The sequence below is a fragment of the Aeromonas genomosp. paramedia genome (assembly GCF_023093515.1).
GTDB lineage: Bacteria > Pseudomonadota > Gammaproteobacteria > Enterobacterales > Aeromonadaceae > Aeromonas.
In genome coordinates this window covers 493644-510051 of record NZ_JAAROG010000017.1, presented here as the reverse complement: position 1 = coordinate 510051, position 16408 = coordinate 493644, and the positions used below count along the sequence as shown (strand labels likewise).

At 64.4% G+C, this 16408-nt stretch carries 16 protein-coding genes; 6 read left to right on the top strand and 10 right to left on the bottom strand.

Annotated elements, in window-relative coordinates; genetic code table 11:
• Positions 1-76 precede the first annotated feature (76 nt).
• The 6 genes from HB860_RS12840 to HB860_RS12815 all read right to left on the bottom strand — a co-directional run bounded on the left by HB860_RS12840 (position 77) and on the right by HB860_RS12815 (position 4914).
• Positions 77-1804 (bottom strand): potassium/proton antiporter, encoded by a 1728-nt coding sequence (locus tag HB860_RS12840; protein ID WP_139435189.1) that lies wholly within the window; start codon positions 1802-1804, stop codon positions 77-79.
• A gap of 268 nt (positions 1805-2072) precedes the next feature.
• Positions 2073-2219 carry a hypothetical protein gene (locus HB860_RS12835; protein ID WP_005325762.1) on the bottom strand — a complete coding sequence of 49 codons (147 nt, stop codon included), beginning with the start codon at positions 2217-2219 and terminating at the stop codon, positions 2073-2075.
• Positions 2219-2905 (bottom strand): M15 family metallopeptidase, encoded by a 687-nt coding sequence (locus tag HB860_RS12830; protein WP_247626894.1) that lies wholly within the window; start codon positions 2903-2905, stop codon positions 2219-2221. Before HB860_RS12830 ends, HB860_RS12835 begins: the two co-directional genes overlap by 1 nt.
• The gene (gene dapE, locus HB860_RS12825; protein ID WP_247626893.1) at positions 2902-4029 is read right to left on the bottom strand and encodes a succinyl-diaminopimelate desuccinylase; all 1128 of its coding nucleotides are present in this window, start codon (positions 4027-4029) and stop codon (positions 2902-2904) included. Before dapE ends, HB860_RS12830 begins: the two co-directional genes overlap by 4 nt.
• Positions 4030-4051: 22 nt before the next feature.
• A complete protein-coding gene (locus HB860_RS12820) occupies positions 4052-4402 on the bottom strand; it encodes an ArsC family reductase (protein WP_202046369.1) in 351 nt (116 codons plus the stop codon).
• Between the two features lie 197 nt (positions 4403-4599).
• Positions 4600-4914 (bottom strand): hypothetical protein, encoded by a 315-nt coding sequence (locus HB860_RS12815; RefSeq protein ID WP_162519153.1) that lies wholly within the window; start codon positions 4912-4914, stop codon positions 4600-4602.
• 284 nt (positions 4915-5198) lie between these two features.
• Here HB860_RS12815 and dcuC point away from each other — a divergent pair, with 284 nt between their 5' ends.
• Together dcuC and HB860_RS12805 are read left to right on the top strand one after the other, a co-directional pair.
• On the top strand, positions 5199-6575 hold the full coding sequence (gene dcuC, locus HB860_RS12810; RefSeq protein ID WP_247626892.1) for a C4-dicarboxylate transporter DcuC: 1377 nt from the start codon (positions 5199-5201) through the stop codon (positions 6573-6575).
• A gap of 82 nt (positions 6576-6657) precedes the next feature.
• Positions 6658-7797 (top strand): M20 family metallopeptidase, encoded by a 1140-nt coding sequence (locus tag HB860_RS12805; protein ID WP_247626891.1) that lies wholly within the window; start codon positions 6658-6660, stop codon positions 7795-7797.
• Between the two features lie 110 nt (positions 7798-7907).
• On the opposite strand, the gene HB860_RS12800 is transcribed toward HB860_RS12805, so the two are convergent.
• The 3 genes from HB860_RS12800 to HB860_RS12790 all read right to left on the bottom strand — a co-directional run bounded on the left by HB860_RS12800 (position 7908) and on the right by HB860_RS12790 (position 10947).
• Complete coding sequence (locus tag HB860_RS12800) at positions 7908-8564, bottom strand: adenine nucleotide alpha hydrolase (RefSeq protein ID WP_247626890.1); 657 nt, start codon at positions 8562-8564, stop codon at positions 7908-7910.
• A gap of 132 nt (positions 8565-8696) precedes the next feature.
• Entirely contained in the window at positions 8697-10040 is a 1344-nt protein-coding gene (locus HB860_RS12795; protein WP_025326310.1) for an anaerobic C4-dicarboxylate transporter, read from the bottom strand.
• A gap of 298 nt (positions 10041-10338) precedes the next feature.
• Positions 10339-10947 (bottom strand): TetR/AcrR family transcriptional regulator, encoded by a 609-nt coding sequence (locus HB860_RS12790; RefSeq protein WP_247626889.1) that lies wholly within the window; start codon positions 10945-10947, stop codon positions 10339-10341.
• A 234-nt stretch (positions 10948-11181) separates the two neighbouring features.
• Here HB860_RS12790 and HB860_RS12785 point away from each other — a divergent pair, with 234 nt between their 5' ends.
• From HB860_RS12785 to HB860_RS12775, 3 genes are all read left to right on the top strand, one after another.
• Positions 11182-12273 (top strand): alkene reductase, encoded by a 1092-nt coding sequence (locus HB860_RS12785; RefSeq protein WP_247626888.1) that lies wholly within the window; start codon positions 11182-11184, stop codon positions 12271-12273.
• A 116-nt stretch (positions 12274-12389) separates the two neighbouring features.
• Positions 12390-13187 (top strand): SDR family NAD(P)-dependent oxidoreductase, encoded by a 798-nt coding sequence (locus HB860_RS12780; RefSeq protein ID WP_247626887.1) that lies wholly within the window; start codon positions 12390-12392, stop codon positions 13185-13187.
• Between the two features lie 171 nt (positions 13188-13358).
• The gene (locus tag HB860_RS12775; RefSeq protein WP_247626886.1) at positions 13359-14363 is read left to right on the top strand and encodes an NADP-dependent oxidoreductase; all 1005 of its coding nucleotides are present in this window, start codon (positions 13359-13361) and stop codon (positions 14361-14363) included.
• Between the two features lie 74 nt (positions 14364-14437).
• On the opposite strand, the gene asnS is transcribed toward HB860_RS12775, so the two are convergent.
• Positions 14438-15838, bottom strand: coding sequence for an asparagine--tRNA ligase (gene asnS / locus HB860_RS12770; protein ID WP_139435166.1), 1401 nt, complete (start codon positions 15836-15838; stop codon positions 14438-14440).
• Positions 15839-16037: 199 nt separating this feature from the next.
• Here asnS and HB860_RS12765 point away from each other — a divergent pair, with 199 nt between their 5' ends.
• Entirely contained in the window at positions 16038-16382 is a 345-nt protein-coding gene (locus HB860_RS12765; RefSeq protein WP_247626885.1) for a hypothetical protein, read from the top strand.
• The last annotated feature ends 26 nt before the right edge of the window (positions 16383-16408 follow it).

The following is a 16408-nucleotide window of genomic DNA, read 5'->3' as shown; positions in this document are numbered from 1 at the left end:
CTCGCCGGGCGCAGGTTCACCGTCTTGGCGGGAACGGGCGCCGAGTATGTGTATTGAACAGGGTCCGGCTTGCGTCCTAGACCGGATCTTCTTCCAGGAAGCGTACCCCTATCTTGCGAGGTTCACCCTCTTCCATCTCCGCCACCGTCCAGAGCAGGCCCTGCCAGGCGACGTGGTCACCCACTACCAGATTATCGCCCAACTGATGGGCAATGAAATCGCCGAGCGTCTGATCCGCCACCTCGCTCACATCCAGCCCGTAGAGCGGGGCGAGATCCACCAGCCTGGCGGTCGCCTCCAGCAGGAAGTCACCGAAGAAGCGCGGGCCCAGATCCTGCTCAGGCGCCTGGCTGAACAGCTGGCCGAGGGCGGGCAGATCGCGCTCGTGGCCGATGACGCAGAGGATGTCGTCCGACTGCAGGCAGGTACTGCCCGAGGGGTGCAGCAGCTCCTGGCCGCGGAACAGGGCGCAGATGCGGGTACCCTGGGGCATGCGCAGCTCCCGCAGGGGGGAGCCGATGCACCACTTCTCGGCGCTCAGGCGATAGACGAAGGTCTCCCACTGGCTGTCGAGATCGATCTCGAGCCCGGAGCGGTTGATGGGGGACGGCGGCGCCGGCACCTCCACCCGCGCCAGCCTGGAGGCCAGCGGCAGCGAGCTGCCCTGCAGGATGAGGGAGACCAGCACCACGAAGAAGGCAACATTGAAGTAGAGCTGGGCGTTGGGCAGCCCCGCCATCATGGGGAAGACCGCCAGTATGATGGGCACGGCGCCACGCAGGCCGACCCAGGAGATGAACCAGCGCTCCCGGGGGGCGAAGTTCTTGAACGGCAGCAGCCCTATCCAGACCGACACCGGGCGGGCAAAGAGTATCATCCACATGGCCAGCGCCAGCGCCGGCACGGCGATGGGCAGCAGATTGCTCGGGGTGGCGAGCAGCCCCAGCACCAGGAACATGCCGATCTGGCTGAGCCAGGTCAGGCCGTCCAGCACCGACAAGGTGGTGCTGCGGCTGCGCAGGGAGAGGTTGCCGAGCAACAGGCCGGTGAGGTAGATGGCGAGGATGCCGCTGCCCCCCACCGCTGTGGTGAGGGCGAAGATGAGCAGGCCGCCGCTGACGGTGAGCAGCGGATAGAGCCCGGGGGCCAGGCGGGCCGTGTTGATGAGCCGCCACAGCAGCCAGCCCCCGGCTAGGCCTATGCCGGCGCCCAGGCCAAACTGCTTGATGAGTTGCAGCAGCAGGAAGCCGGCGTCCAGCCCCTGCTGGGCGGTGGCCAGCACCTCTATCAGGGTGACGGTGAGAAAGACCGCCATGGGATCGTTGCTGCCGGACTCTATCTCCAGGGTGGCGCTGACCCGCTCGTTGAGGCTGCGCCCGCCGAGCAGGGAGAACACAGCCGCCGCATCGGTGGAGCCGACGATGGCGCCGATCAGCATCCCCTGCATCAGGTTCAGATCAAACAGCCAGGCGGCGGCAAGACCGGTCAGGCCTGTGGTGATGGCCACCCCGACGGTGGCGAGCGACAGGGCGGGCCAGAGTGCGACCCGAAAGGAGGAGACCCGGGTGCGCATGCCGCCATCCAGCAATATGATGGCGAGCGCCAGGTTGCCCACCAGGTAGGCGACAGAGTAGTCGGCGAAGTGGATGCCACCGGGGCCATCCTCACCGGCCAGCATGCCGACGGCGAGGAAGATGACCAGGATGGGGATGCCGACCCGGGACGAGAGCGCACTTAACAGGACACTGGCTCCCACCAACAAGGCACCGATAAAAAAGAAACTGTTGATGGTGGTGGCATCCAATGGCGAACTCCTTATAGCGGACGGCAAAACAGGCACATTATATGCAGATTGCACCCCTTTGTGTGGCTTAATTGTGCATCGATTTGCAGTTTTTTACGGTTGTTGTGCTGTTTTTAAGCAGCAGGCGCGAGGCTAAAGAGGGGCGAGAAAGAGGGGGCGGGAGTGGCAATCGGTGCCCATTTTCAGGGGCCGGGGCCGGGGTGCCAGCAGGCTGGCATCGAGCCCGGCAAGGGGGAGCAGGAGCGCCATCGGGCTCCTGCGGGGGAGGTCAGTCGTCCTCGTCGTCCTTGACTTCCCGGATCTTGTCCCTGTATTTCGGCAACTGCTTTTCGAGCTGTTTCATGTCCTTGATGGCATTGAGAAACAGGCCGAGCAGAAACAGCAGCGGCAGGCCTATCCATAACCACAGACTCATCAGATTCTCCTTTCGGTGTGACCGGCAGTGACATAACGGGCCAGGATCTCGTCGAGATGGGACAGTATGCACGCCTTGCCTTCAATATCCGCCTGTTGCAGGCAAAGCGCCAGCGCATCCGGATCCAGCCGCTGTTCAGCGGACTCCAGGGCGAAGCTGATGTGCCAGGGCTCGTAGGCGACCCCCTGAGCCGCCTCCAGCGGTTTGGCATAGGGCAGGAAGAAGCCGAAGTCGCTCATGTGATCCCCGAGCCATTCGCCGAGATCGGCAAACCAGCCGCCCGCCTCGTACTCCCAGGGCTCCAGCGCCAGCCTGGTACCGGCGGGCAGGCAGTCGGGATCATAGATGTCGAGATCCGTGCCCCAGTGGTGGCGGCTGGTGCCCGGCAGGGCGCTCCAGCGCAGTATGGCGTGGAGGCGCTCCTCGTCGCTCAGTTGCAGCGCATCCAGCGGCCGGTTGTTCGCATCCAGCAGGGGCCGCTCCCCGCGCCACTTGCCATTCCAGATGGCGAGCTGGCGCTCGAAGCTGCGCCAGCTGGAGGCGGCCTGCAGGTTGAACCCCTCATGGGCGGCCGCCACCTGCATGTCGTTGAAGGCCGCAGCCGTGGCGGCGGTCAGGCGGTGGGGGCCGCGCCCCACCAGGATGAGGTGGCTCTCGTCGAGCCCAAGCAGTTGATCCTGGGTCATGCCAGCAAGTGCTCCAGCACCCCTTGGTACATGTCCGCCAGCAGATCCAGATCCTCCGCCTTCACGCACTCGTTCACCTTGTGGATGGTGGCGTTGACCGGGCCCAGCTCGATGACCTCGGCGCCGGTGGGGGCGATAAAGCGCCCATCGGACGTTCCCCCCGTGGTGAGCAGGGCCGGTTGCTGACCGTTGACCGCCGCCACGGCGGCCACTGTAGCCTCCAGCAGGGCGCCGGTGTCGGTCAGGAAGGGCTGGCCGGAGAGGGTCCACTTCAGCTCGAAGTCCAGACCGTGACGGGTCAGCAGCGCCTCGACCCGCTCGCGGATGTCGAGATCGGTGAGCTCTGTGCTGAAACGGAAGTTGAACTGCACCTGCAACTCGCCGGGGATGACGTTGGAGGCACCGGTGCCGGCCTGGATGTTGGCTATCTGGAAGCTGGTGGGGGGGAAGTAGGCGTTGCCCTCGTCCCAGACGGTGGCGGCGAGTTCAGCGAGGGCCGGGGCCGCCTTGTGGATGGGGTTGTCCGCCAGGTGAGGGTAAGCCACGTGACCCTGTACCCCGCGCACCAGCAGATCGCCGGTGATGGAGCCGCGGCGACCGTTCTTCACCACGTCCCCCACCAGGTTGGTGGAGGAGGGCTCGCCGACGATGCACCAGCGGATCTTCTCGTTGCGCGCCTCCAGGGTGTCGATGACGCGCACCGTGCCGTTGATGAAGGGGCCCTCTTCATCCGAGGTGATGAGGAAGGCGATGGAGCCCTTGTGGTCCGGATGCTGGGCCACGAAGCGCTCGGTGGCCACCACCATGGCGGCGAGGGACCCCTTCATGTCGGCGGCGCCGCGGCCATGGAGCATGCCGTCCTTGATGGTCGGCTCGAACGGCGGGGTGTGCCACTTCTCCAGCGGGCCGGCGGGCACCACGTCAGTGTGGCCGGCGAAGCAGAACAGCGGTCCCTCGCTGCCACGGCGGGCCCAGAGGTTGGTGGTGTCTTCAAACACCATGGGCTCGATGACGAACCCGAGGCGCGCGAGGCGCTCCGCCATCAGGGTCTGGCACCCTTCGTCCAGCGGGGTAACTGAGGGGCGGCGGATCAGATCCTTGGCCAGTGCGATGACATCCGACATCGGCGTTCCTTAACAGAAATGTTTAACGAGAGAAGAGGGATTGGTAGTGGTCTGCCTTGAACCCCAGGGTCAGCTCGCCATCGCGGTCCAGCAGCGGGCGCTTGATCATGGCGGGGTGCTCCAGCAGCAGGGCGCGGGCTTTGGCGCCGTCCAGCCCTTGCTTGGCCTCCTCCGGCAGGGCGCGGAAGGTGGTGCCTCGGGTGTTGAGCAGGGCTTCCCAGCCCAACTGGGCCAGCCAGCCGTCCAGCCGGGCAGGCTCGAGGCCGTCGGCTCTGTGATCGTGAAAGCGATAGTCGATGCCAGCCTCGTCCAGCCACTTGCGGGCCTTCTTGATGGTGTCGCAGTTCTTGATGCCATAGAGGGTGGTGGCCATGGGAGATCCTATGTCTGCGGGCCCGGGGCCCTGAAATCCGAACGTGAAATCGTGCAAGGGCCCAATTCTGGCATTGTGGCCCAGCCATGGCAACGCTCATGGCCGGGCTGGCTGGTTTTACCAGCGGGGAGGGGGAGAAAAAGCGAGGGGCCAGATAGCCAAAACGCGCCTGGGGCGCGTCTTGGGGGAAGGGGCTATCAGTGCAGGGTGGTCCACTGGTGGTCGAAGACCCGGGCCCGCTCCCAGGGCGCATCCGGCAGGCTGGAGGAGAGGCCGGTGTATTTGCCCACGTCGTCCACCACTATGGCGGAGAGGATCGGCAGGTTGTTTTCGGTGCAGTACATGCGGATGCGTTGCAGCAGGGTGCGCAGCTCATCCTGGCACTGTTCCAGCCCTGCCTGCCTGGCCAGCTTGGAATAACGAATGGTGGTGCGTTCCTTTGCAGACTCGACGAGGATGTCCCACAGCTTGTAGTCGCAGGTAGAGACACCTGCGGTGGCTTGGCTTGTCATAACTCTCTCCGGTGCGAAATGGTCGCTCTGTATCGACGGGCATCTTGGCCAGTTCACCCCTGACGGGCGTTGATCCAACGCAAAAAAAGTGGAGGTTGTTGGCCAGGATCTCATGCAGGGCATTCTAGTGGGTCGGGACTGGATTGATGTACCAATTTTATTTGATTTATCAAAATTTAATGCTGCTTTTTGTCATTCAAGCCAATTTTATTGATAGGGATCAAGGGGAAAGGAGGGGCTCGCCACTAGATTTCGATCCTCGATAATCTTATCAGGAGCACACTTTGGAACTCTTATTCGTCTTGCTCGTGCTGATGGCCGTGGTCTACGGCATCGTCAAGGATTACAACCCGCAGGCGGTGCTGGCGCTGGCAGGCATGGCCATCTTCGCGGTGGCCTACTGGCTGGGGTTGCACCCCATACTGCCTGCCGACAAGAGCACGGGGTTCGCCCTGTTCGACCTGTTCGAGGTGTTCAAGGGGATCTTCTCCTACCGGGCGGCGGGGCTCGGCCTCACCATCATGGCGGTGGCGGGTTTTGCCACCTACATGTCCCATATCGGCGCCTCCCAGTCCCTGGTGCGGGTGGCGGTCAAGCCGGTGGCGGGCATCCGGTCCAGCTACCTGATGCTGGCCATCTGCTACCTGGTGGCGGTGTTCGTGTCGCTGTTCGTCACCTCCGCCACCGGCCTCGGCCTGCTCTTGATGGTCACCATGTACCCTGTGATGCGCAACCTCGGCATCAGCCCGGCGTCGGCCTGCGGCGTCATCGCCACCTCCCAGGCGTTCGAGATCGGTCCGACCCAGACCAACGCCATTTTCTCGGCCGGTCAGTCCGGTATGGATCCCACCAGCTACTTCGTCGACTACCAGATCTGGCTGGTGGCCCCCATGCTGCTGGTGACCATGGTGCTGCACTTCTTCTGGCAGCGTCACTGCGATCGCCAGGATGGCTGGGATCCCGCCCTGCACCGGGGCGATCCGGCCGAGCTGGACGAGCAGAGGAAGGAGGAGGTGCCGGCGCCGACCTGGTATGCCCTGCTGCCCATCATCCCCTTCGTGCTGATGATGACCTTCTCCAAGCTCCTGGTGACCACCATCAGCGTCAGCGTGGAGGTGGCCATGCTGCTGTCGGTCTTCATCGGCATGCTGTGCGAGCTGCTGCGCACCCGCTCGGTGCGCACCGCCATGGCCGGACTGTCGAGCTTCCTCGACGGCATGGGCAAGGTGTTTGGCCCCGTGGTGGCGCTCATCGTCTGCGCCGAGCTGTTCGCCGAGTCCCTCAAGGCCATCGGCGCCATCGACACCCTGCTGCACTCTGCCAGCAATGCCGGGATCGGCAGCGGCCTGATGACGCTGGTGATGGTGGGGCTCATCATGGTGGCGGCCGTCATCATGGGCTCAGGCAATGCGGCCTTCCTGAGCTTCTCCACCCTGGCCCCCGCGGTGGCGGCCAAGTTCGGCGTGCCGGCGGTGACCATGCTGCTGCCGATGCAGCTCGCCTCCAGCATAGGCCGCACCGTCTCCCCCATAGCAGCTGTGCTCATCGCCTGCGCGGGGATCGCCAAGGTCTCCCCCTTCGTGGTGGTCAAGCGCACCTGCGTACCCATGGCCGGAGCCCTGGTGACGGCGCTGCTGCTCAACTATCTGCTGTTTATGTAATGGCGGGGCGGGTGGCAAGGCTGCCCGCTCCATTCACTCTGCGCAAGGGCGAGGCCCGACCTTTTGCCCTTTGGAGACGATGATGACAGATCCTCGCAACGCTTTTTCCCTGGACGCCTATCTGGCGGATCTGGCCCCCCTCATCAACCTGGATTGCGGCACCCGCACCCCGGCCGGGGTGGCTCGGGTGGCCGACATCATGACCGAAAAATACGAGGCCATCGGCTGGCAGGTGAGCCGCCACCAGTTTGCCGCCGAGTGCGGCCCCTGCCTCGAGGCAACCAATGCCCCGGGGGCGGATCACTATGACGTCATGCTGGTGGGCCACATGGACACCGTCTTCCCCGAGGGGACGGCGGCCAAACGCCCGCTGACAGTCGAAGGCAATCAGGCCTTCGGCCCCGGCGTCTCTGACATGAAGAGCGGCCTGCTCTCCACCTGGTATGCCTTGAAGGGGATGGACCCGGCCGTGCTGGCCAAGCTCAAGGTGCTGGTCTGCTGCAACTGCGACGAGGAGATTGGCTCCCCCTGGTCGAAGGATTGGCTGGTCGAGCGAGCCAAGCAGAGTGGCTGCGTGCTGGTGGCCGAGGCGGCCCGTCCGAGCGGGGATCTTATCAGCGCCCGCAAGGGCAACGCCAAGTATCGCATCCGCTTCCACGGCAAGGCCTCCCACGCGGGCTCTGCCCTGGCCGAGGGTATCTCCGCCATTACCGAGCTCGCCCATTGGGTGCTGGCCATCAACGAGCAGGTGAACCTGGAGACGGGCACCACCATGAACGTGGGGGGGGTGCAGGGGGGCACCGGCGTCAACGTGGTGCCGGACTTCGCCGAGGCGATCGTCGATCTGCGCTTCTGGAGTAACGAAGAGGCCGCTGCGGTGCACAACCGGCTCAGCTTCATGGCCAAGAATCCTTTCCTTGCCGGTTGCCGGGTCGAGGTGGATCGCCAGAGCTTCAAGCCGGCGATGCGCCCGAGTGAAGACACCCGGGCCCTGATGGCGCTGGTGGAGACGGCCGCAGCGCAGGAGGGGATCCCCTTCAACTGGCTGGAGGCGGGGGGCGGCTCCGACGCCAACTTCACCGCCGCCGCCGGTGTGCCGTCCCTGGATGGCTTTGGCCCCATGGGGGGCGGCTTCCACTCGGAGGCGGAATTCCTGCTGCTGGGTAGCATAGCGCCGCGCATTCGCCTGCTGCAGCGGGTGCTGGGCAAGCTGGCGAAATAAGCCGGTTTATTCCATGTTCGGGTCCTTATTGGCCCGCTCAAAATTGGTTCGCTGAAATCCAAACGGGAGGCTGTTGCCTCCCGTTTTTTATGTGCCGCCTTAGTGAGGCGTCACCCCTCGTCCTCCAGCAGATAGGCCAGATGATCCTGGTGCGCCACCTGCCAGCCATCGAGGCGCAGCGGGGCGGCAAAGCCCGGGCCGTCGATCACCATGGTGTGATACTCCCCCTGCTCGCCGCAGGCATCAAATCCTTCACGCTCGGCCAGTTGCTGCAACTCGGTCAGGGTGGCGGCATCCAGCACTCGCCCGGCCCAATCCGGCGCCAGCACCCGGGTATCGACGCAGGAGAGGTGGGCGACGATGCCGCGGGCCAGCATATCCGCCAGCAGCGCCTCGCGAGATTGCTGCCAGAGCGGGGTGTGGACGGCGAGCCCGAGCGGCTGGCAGCGTTCGCGGATCCAGTTCGGTGCGCCCCCCACGCTGTCGATGTCGCCGGTCACTACACCATCCAGGGCCCACTCGTGCTGCAGGCGGCTCAGCGCCGTCTCATAGCTCTGCTCGAACGGCGCCTCTATGGTGACCAGCAGATGGGGCAGCCCGAGGACCGCCGCCTGACGGCGCACCAGCGGCAAGGGGTGAGCGAGAAAGCGGGGCTCAGGGGGAGCGAAGGTGACCAGGGCCACCACCTGATGACCCGCATCGCGGGCATGACAGAGGGCCAGCATGGCATCCTTGCCACCGCTCCAGAGCAGGATGACGCGAGACATGGGGGTTGATTCCAATCATGAAAGATGAGGCATGCTACCGAGCCGGCGGGCGCTTGGCAAAGCGGGAGGGCGGGAAAGGCAACGGGCCCGCGAAGGGGCCCGTTGGGGATGGCGCGGCGAACGCCGTCTGGATTACAGCAAGATGGTGGTCAGCACATACCCCAGGGCGCAGGAGCTGCTGACCCCGATCAGCCCCGGTATGATGAAGCTGTGGTTGATGATGAACTTGCCGATGCGGGTGGTGCCGGAGCGGTCGAAACCGATACAGGCCAGATCGCTCGGGTAGGTCGGCAGCACGAAGTAGCCGTAGCTCGCCGGCAGGAAGGCGATCAGCAGCTTGGGTTCGACACCCAGCGCCAGACCCATGGGGGCGATGGCGGTGAGCGCGGCGGCCTGGCTGTTCACCAGCTTGGAGATGAGGAAGAGCACCAGGGCATAGGTCCAGGGCTGGGCCTGTACCACGTGGGCCAGGGTCTCTTTGAGCAGCGGCATGTGGGCCTGGAAGAAGGTCTCGCTCATCCAGGCAACCCCGAACACGGAGAAGATGGCGACCATGCCCGCCTTGAAGACGGCGCCATTGGAGATGTCGCCCGGCTTGACCTTGCAGCGCATCAGGATGATGGCGCCGGCGATCAGCATCATCATCTGGATCACCAGGTTCATGGAGAGGGGGCCGGTTTTGTCCTTGATGGTGAACACCGGACGCAACCCTTCGTTGGCACCGAGCAAGACCACGGCGGCGATGGCGGCGAAGAAGATCCAGGTAGACCAGTAGGCCTCTTTCGGGAACTTGGTGTTGAGCAGGGTTTCACCGCCGCCGTAGACGAAGGCGCGCTGCTCCGGATCCTGGATCTTGGCCTGGAACTCTTCGTCCTTGTCCAGATCCTTGCCGCGGCGCAGGCTCCACAGGGCCGCCATGACCACACCCGTGAGAGAGGAGGGGATGGCGATCATCAGGATGTCGAGCAGGCCGTAGGCCTGACCTATGCCGTGACCGGCCGCCAGAATGGAGACCATGGAGACCACGGCAACGGAGACCGGGGAGGCGCAGATCGCCATCTGGGAGGCAACGGATGCCACCGCCATGGGGCGCTCGGGACGGATGTTCTTCTGCAGCGCTATGTCGGCGATGATGGGGAACATGGTGTAGACCACGTGGCCGGTACCGCACAGGAAGGTGAGGGTCCAGGTGGTGAGCGGCGCCAGTATGGTGATGTATTGCGGGTGACGGCGCAGCAGGCGCTCGGCCACCTGCATCATCAGGTTGAGGCCACCGGCGGTCTGCAGGGTGGCGGCGCAGCCGATCACCGCCAGTATGGTCAGCATCACCTGAACAGGCGGCTCCCCCGGCACCAGGCCGAACACGAAGGTCAGCAGGAACAGACCTATGCCGCTGATGAGACCCAGTCCCATGCCCCCAAAGCGGGTACCCAGCAGCAAGCAGCCGAGCACCACCAAAAATTCCATCAAGATCATTCCATTACCTCGTGTGATTGAATCCATGTCCGCACTGGCCCTGGGGCCCGGGAGCATCTGTTGTGGTTATTTGCCCCTAAAGGGTTAGTGGGTATTCTGGCACCCCTAAAGGGGTAAAAAATTGAGGTGGTTCAATAACAGACCCTTTTCCGATTTAAGTGCATAAAAACTATGGATATGCCCTTGAACAGGGGGATCGGGGAATGACAGGCAGGGGATGAGGGGGTGGATCCGAGGATCGGGAAGGAACGAAGGGGTGGAGCAGGCCGGCGCCGGCCTGCGAGTCTGGATGACCGGCTCAAGCGTCCCGGTTTGGCTCGGCGGTGGCCGCCTCTTCGCAAGAGGCAACCTGCGACAGCAGGGTTGTGCGGCAGGCAGCCAGGATCTCATCGGCCAATGGCGACTCGTCCGGGCAGGCCCGTGACAGCATGATGGCGCCAATCATCTGTGCCATCAGCGCTATCCTCCTGGCGCGATGGGCCTGGGTCTCCTCTGTATCCGGCGTGTCGTGAGGGCCACAGGTGCGGGCCAGCATCTCTTCAATGCCGGCCTCGAAGGCAGCCTTGACCTGGGGCGGTTGGCGCGCCGCATCGGCGCACAGCGCGGCCATGATGCAGCCATCCCCTGGGGCATCGCGGTGCTCTCTGGAGAGGTAGTGCCTGACAAACTCGGGGCTAGCCAGGGCACTGGTTTTCTCCAGGCTCTGTTCAAAGCCGCAGGCGGCGGCCTCCGCCATCAGATCCGCCTTGGCGGGGAAGTGCTTGTAGAAACCGCCGTGAGTGAAGCCGGCCGCCGCCATCAGATCTGCCACTCCCACGCCATCGTAACCCCGCTCGCGAAACAGCCTGGCTGCGGTGGCGACTATGTGTGCCCGGTTTGCCTGAGCCTGTGCCTTGGTGACCCTCATACCCGGTCCTCCTCTGAATCATGGAAGTGGTGAACACTATACATTGATGTTGGTCATCATCAAAATGCTTGACTGAAAAGATTATGATCGTCATCTTTAATGCGCAGACCCCGGGAAGGGGTTGAACGCCCTGACCCTGGATTGACCCTTGCAGCCCCCGAGCCTGGCGGCGCCATGTCGGGATACGGACTACCTTCCTTCCCAGACCCATGTTCCACACGACAGAGGCACGCCATGACAGACAAGAGACTCTTCGAGGCCTATTCCCTTGGCCCCATCGCCCTCGCCAACCGCATCGTGATGGCGCCACTCACCCGCAACCGTGCCGGCCCCGGCCTGGTCCCGAGCGAGCATGCCGCCACCTATTACAGCCAGCGGGCCACGGCGGGTCTGCTGATCGCCGAGGCGACCCAGGTCTCGGCCCAGGCGCAGGGCTACCAGGATACCCCCGGCCTCTACACGGCGGCGCAGATTGCGGGCTGGCGCAAGGTGACCGATGCGGTGCATGCCAGGGGAGGTCGTATCTTCGTGCAGCTGTGGCACGTCGGCCGCGTCTCCCACGTCGCGCTGCAACCCGATGGCGCGGCGCCGGTGGCCCCTTCGGCCCTTCGCGCCCAGACCAAGACCTTCGTCAACAATGAGTTCGTCGAGGTGTCTATGCCCCGTGCATTGGCACTGGAGGAGCTTCCCGGCATCGTCGACGACTTTCGTCAGGCGGCTGCCAACGCCATGGCGGCGGGTTTCGACGGGGTCGAGATCCACGGTGCCAACGGCTATCTGCTGGAGCAGTTCCTCAAGGATGGCGCCAACCTGCGTACCGACGGCTATGGCGGCTCCATCGAGAACCGCGCGCGGCTGCTGCTCGAGGTCACCGCCGCCGTGGCCAAGGAGATCGGGGCCGATCGCACCGGGGTCCGGATCTCCCCCGTCTCACCGGCCAATGGCATCTCCTGCAGCGATCCCCAGCCGCAGTACGACTATCTCGTCGAGCGGCTCAGTGCGCTGGGCGTCGTCTATCTGCACGTGATCGAGGGCGCCACCGGCGGCCCCCGGGATGTCGCCCCTTTCGACTTCGCCTCCCTGCGTCGGCGCTTCAAGCAGACCTATCTGGCCAATAACGGCTATGACCTGACGCTGGCCAGCAGTGCGCTGGCCCAGGGCAAGGCGGACTTGTTTGCTTTCGGTCGCCCCTTTATCAGCAATCCGGATCTGGTCGAGCGCCTGCAGCAGGGCGCCGCGCTCGCCGCGCTCAGACCCGAGACCCTCTATGGCGGCGGCGCCGAGGGCTACATCGACTACCCGGCCCTGGCGGGGGCCGGCGAGTAAACGGACATCGGCAGGGGGCGTCATAGCAGGTCCCCTGTCGACACAGCGCCATCGGCCGTTGAGTGCCTGGCGCGACATCCATCCCGGTTCAAAACGATCACAGAGAGAATGACATCATGACCATTAAACCCAGAGTGCTTATCACCGGTGCCTCCAGCGGCATTGGCGCCACCTATGCGGACCGCTTCGCCCGGCGCGGCCACGATCTGGTGCTCGTCGCCCGCGACGAGGCGCGGCTGACGGCACTGGCCGGCCGCCTGCGCCAGGCGTACGGCGTCACCGTCGACATCCTGCCTGCCGACCTCACTCAATCCCGGGAGCTGGCCGCCGTGGAGGCCCGGTTACGGGAAGATGCCAGCATCGGCATCCTGATCAACAACGCAGGGGCGGGTCAGGTGGGCCACTTCCTCGCCCAGACCGCCAGCAGTGTCGAGCAACTGGTGACCCTGAACACCACGGCGCTGGCACGCCTGGCGGCGGCCATAGCCCCGCGACTGGTGCAAGCCGGGGAGGGGGCCATAGTGAACATCGGCTCCGTGGTCGGGCTCGCCCCCGAATTTGGCATGACGCTCTATGGCGCGACCAAGGCCTTCGTGCTGTTCCTCTCCCAGGGGATGAGCCTGGAGCTCGCTCCCGCCGGGGTCTATGTGCAGGCGGTGCTGCCCGCCGGCACGCGCACCGAGATCTGGGCACGCTCCGGCATCGATCCCGACAGCTTGCCGGAGTTGATGGAGGTGGAGGAACTGGTGGACGCGGCCCTGGTCGGTTTCGATCGCCGGGAAGTGGTCACCATACCGCCGCTGCATGAGGCCAGTCGCTGGGATGAGCTCGATGGCGCGCGCAAGGCGCTGCTCTCCGACCTTCGGCAGGCCCATGCTGCCGAACGCTATCAGGTTGCGCCTCAGGGCCGCTGATCCCGGCAACAAGACCGGCGGTCTGCTGGGGACGGCGCCATGCCCAACCCGCAGTTCTCTCCAGATCGCCTCTTTTATCCTCGCGATGAGGTGTGCCTGACCTGTGCCGCTGCCCTGTATGGGACAGGGCGGTTTGCCTGGTTCGGTCACCTCATGCTTTCTGGTAACAAGATGATGAAAGCCTTTGTGTTCAGACACTATGGCCGCTCGGCGCGGCCCGAGTTCGCGGAGCTGCCGCACCCGACCATGGGGCCGGACGAGATCTTGGTCAAGGTGCATGCCGTCGGCCTCAATCCCATCGACAACATGATCCCGCGAGGCACCTTCAAACCCCTGCTCAAGTTTGAGCTGCCCGCCGTGCTCGGCAGCGATCTGGCCGGTGTGGTGGTGGAGGTCGGCAGCCGGGTGACGCGGTTTCGGCCGGGGGATGCCGTCTATGCCAGCCTCTTCGATCTGGGGCGCGGCGCCCTGGCGCAATGGGTTGTGGTGCCCGAACACGCGGCGGCCCTCAAACCGGCCAGCCTCGACTTCGTTCAGGCGGCGTCCATTCCCATGGTGGCGCTGACGGTCTGGCAGGCCTTCACCGAGCAGGCCCCGCTCGCGCCGGGCCAGAGGGTGTTCATTCCCGCCGGGTCCGGCGGCATAGGCTCCTTTGCCATTCAACTGGCCAGGCACCTGGGGGCCTTGGTCGCGACCTCCACCAGCACGGCGAACGCCGAGTGGGTAGGGCAGTTGGGGGCCGAGGTGGTGATCGACTACAGACGGCAGGCGTTCGATGCCGTATTGCAGGGTTATGATCTGGTACTGGGGACCTTGCGGGGCGACGCGATCGAGCGGTCACTGTCGATCCTCCGGCCGGGGGGCCGGCTCCTGTCGCTGGTCGGTCCGCCGGATGCGGCCTTTGCGCGGGCGAGAAACATGAATGTCATCATGACCGCCCTGTTTGGCCTGATGAGCTGGAAGATCCACCGTCTTGCCCGGCGACGGGGTGTCACCTACGGCATGATGTTCGTGCGCCCGGATGGTGCCCAGCTGACCCGGATTGCCGCGCTGCTCGACGAGGGCAAGCTCAGGCCCGTCATCGACAAGGTCTTTCCGTTTGAACAGGCCGGCGAGGCGCTCGCCTATCTGGCGACCGGTCGCGCAAAGGGAAAGGTGGTCGTCAGCCTGGCGTAGGAGCAGGGCGACGGCAAAGAACAAAAAAAGCCGACCCAAGGGTCGGCTTTTTGCGATTCGCGTGCTGCCCGCGATTAGAACTCGGCGGTGCGAGGGGTACGCGGGAAGGGGATGACGTCGCGCACGTTGCCCATGCCGGTCACATAGACCACCAGGCGCTCGAAGCCCAGGCCGAAGCCGGAGTGCGGCACTGTGCCGTAGCGACGCAGGTCGCGATACCACCAGTAATCCTCCTTGTTCAGGCCCATCTCGGCCAGGCGGGCATCCAGCACCTCGAGACGCTCCTCACGCTGGGAGCCACCGATGATCTCGCCGATCCCCGGGGCCAGCACGTCCATGGCGGCGACGGTCTTGCCGTCGTCGTTGAGGCGCATGTAGAAGGCCTTGATGTCTTTCGGGTAGTTCTTCACCACCACAGGAGACTTGAAGTGCTCCTCGGCCAGATAGCGCTCGTGCTCGGAGGAGAGGTCGATGCCCCAGGAGACCGGGAACTCGAACTTCTTGCCGCAGTTCTTCAGCACTTCGATGGCGTCGGTGTAGTCAATCTGGGCGAAGTCGGAGGCGACGAAGCGCTCCAGACGGTCGATGGCATCCTTGTCGATGTGCTGGGCGAAGAACTCCAGATCGTCGCGGCGCTCGGTCAGCACGGCGTTGAAGACGTACTTCAGCATGGCTTCGGCCAGGGCGGCGTTGTCTTCCAGGTTGGCGAAGGCCACTTCCGGCTCCACCATCCAGAACTCGGCCAGATGGCGGCTGGTGTTGGAGTTTTCGGCGCGGAAGGTCGGGCCGAAGGTGTAGACCTTGGACAGCGCGCAGGCATAGGTCTCGACGTTCAGCTGACCGGAGACGGTCAGGAAGGTCTCCTTGCCGAAGAAGTCCTTGTCGTAGTCCACCTTGCCTTCGGGGGTGCGCGGCAGGTTTTCCATGTCCAGGGTTGAGACGCGGAACATCTCGCCGGCGCCTTCGGTGTCGGAGGCGGTGATGAGCGGCGCGGCAATCCACAGATAACCTTCTTCATGGAAGAAGCGGTGAATGGCCTGGGCCAGGCAGTTGCGCACCCGGGTCACGGCGCCGACCACGTTGGTACGGGCACGCAGGTGACCTTGCTCGCGCAGGTATTCGATGCTGTGGCGCTTGGCAGACATGGGGTAGGTGTCCGGGTCTTCGACCCAGCCCACGACCTTGACGTCGGAGGCCTGCAGTTCGAAGGCCTGGCCGCTGCCTTGGGAAGCCACGACCACACCGGTCACTTCCACTGAGCAGGCGGTGGTCAGACGCAGCACTTCATTCTCGTAATTGGCCAGGGTATTGGGGACGACGGCCTGTACCGGATGGAAACAGGAGCCATCGGATATGGCCAAAAATGAGATCCCCGCCTTGGAATCGCGGCGGGTCCGGATCCACCCTTTCACTGTCTGGGTGGTGCCAACCGCATACTTACCGGTCAGCACATCTACTACGGATGCGTGCGTCATCGAAATATTGTCTCCAGCTTGTTCTTGCAGCGCTATTTGCAACACTAGGGGTCTGGCCCGGGCATGAGTGGCCCACCATGGCAGACTAAGCCGTTAATCTTACCCGCGCGGGTTTGATAAACAAGCAAAAATGTCGGACCCTTGCGGGGTTTTCCCCATGAATCTTGCATGGATCCGGTCGGTTGGGCAGGGGGTGAGAGTGAAGGAACGCAGGCGGGGGCCGGATGGCTGGATACGGGTTCTCCAGGGGCTGGTGATCCTCTGCTGGAGCGGCTTTATCGTCCTGCTCTCCCTTTACCACTTTGCCAGGCCGCAGACGGCCTACGGTTTTCTGGTCTATGGCGGGGTCAAGGTGCGCCAGGAGTGGGATCCCGCCCTCACCCCCTGGCTGGTGCACGGGCTCTGGGGTTGCTGCCTGCTGACCCTGGTGGTGCTGGCGCTGGAGCACAGGCGCAGCCGACGGCAAGAGGATGCCCTGCACGTCAATCTATTCATCCTGCTGCTGATCCTGGCCGCCAGTCTGCTGTTTTATTACCTGGCGTGATCCGCCGGCTTCTCCTCCTGGGACGA

Coding starts and splice junctions, on each gene's coding strand:
- HB860_RS12815 (WP_162519153.1), bottom strand. CDS start 4,914: ATGACAAGCCAAGCCACCGCAGGTGTCTCTACCTGCGACTACAAGCTG.
- HB860_RS12785 (WP_247626888.1), top strand. CDS start 11,182: ATGACAGACAAGAGACTCTTCGAGGCCTATTCCCTTGGCCCCATCGCC.
- HB860_RS12780 (WP_247626887.1), top strand. CDS start 12,390: ATGACCATTAAACCCAGAGTGCTTATCACCGGTGCCTCCAGCGGCATT.
- HB860_RS12805 (WP_247626891.1), top strand. CDS start 6,658: ATGACAGATCCTCGCAACGCTTTTTCCCTGGACGCCTATCTGGCGGAT.
- HB860_RS12820 (WP_202046369.1), bottom strand. CDS start 4,402: ATGGCCACCACCCTCTATGGCATCAAGAACTGCGACACCATCAAGAAG.
- HB860_RS12790 (WP_247626889.1), bottom strand. CDS start 10,947: ATGAGGGTCACCAAGGCACAGGCTCAGGCAAACCGGGCACACATAGTC.
- asnS (WP_139435166.1), bottom strand. CDS start 15,838: ATGACGCACGCATCCGTAGTAGATGTGCTGACCGGTAAGTATGCGGTT.
- HB860_RS12835 (WP_005325762.1), bottom strand. CDS start 2,219: ATGAGTCTGTGGTTATGGATAGGCCTGCCGCTGCTGTTTCTGCTCGGC.
- HB860_RS12775 (WP_247626886.1), top strand. CDS start 13,359: ATGATGAAAGCCTTTGTGTTCAGACACTATGGCCGCTCGGCGCGGCCC.
- HB860_RS12795 (WP_025326310.1), bottom strand. CDS start 10,040: ATGATCTTGATGGAATTTTTGGTGGTGCTCGGCTGCTTGCTGCTGGGT.
- HB860_RS12800 (WP_247626890.1), bottom strand. CDS start 8,564: ATGTCTCGCGTCATCCTGCTCTGGAGCGGTGGCAAGGATGCCATGCTG.
- HB860_RS12830 (WP_247626894.1), bottom strand. CDS start 2,905: ATGACCCAGGATCAACTGCTTGGGCTCGACGAGAGCCACCTCATCCTG.
- dapE (WP_247626893.1), bottom strand. CDS start 4,029: ATGTCGGATGTCATCGCACTGGCCAAGGATCTGATCCGCCGCCCCTCA.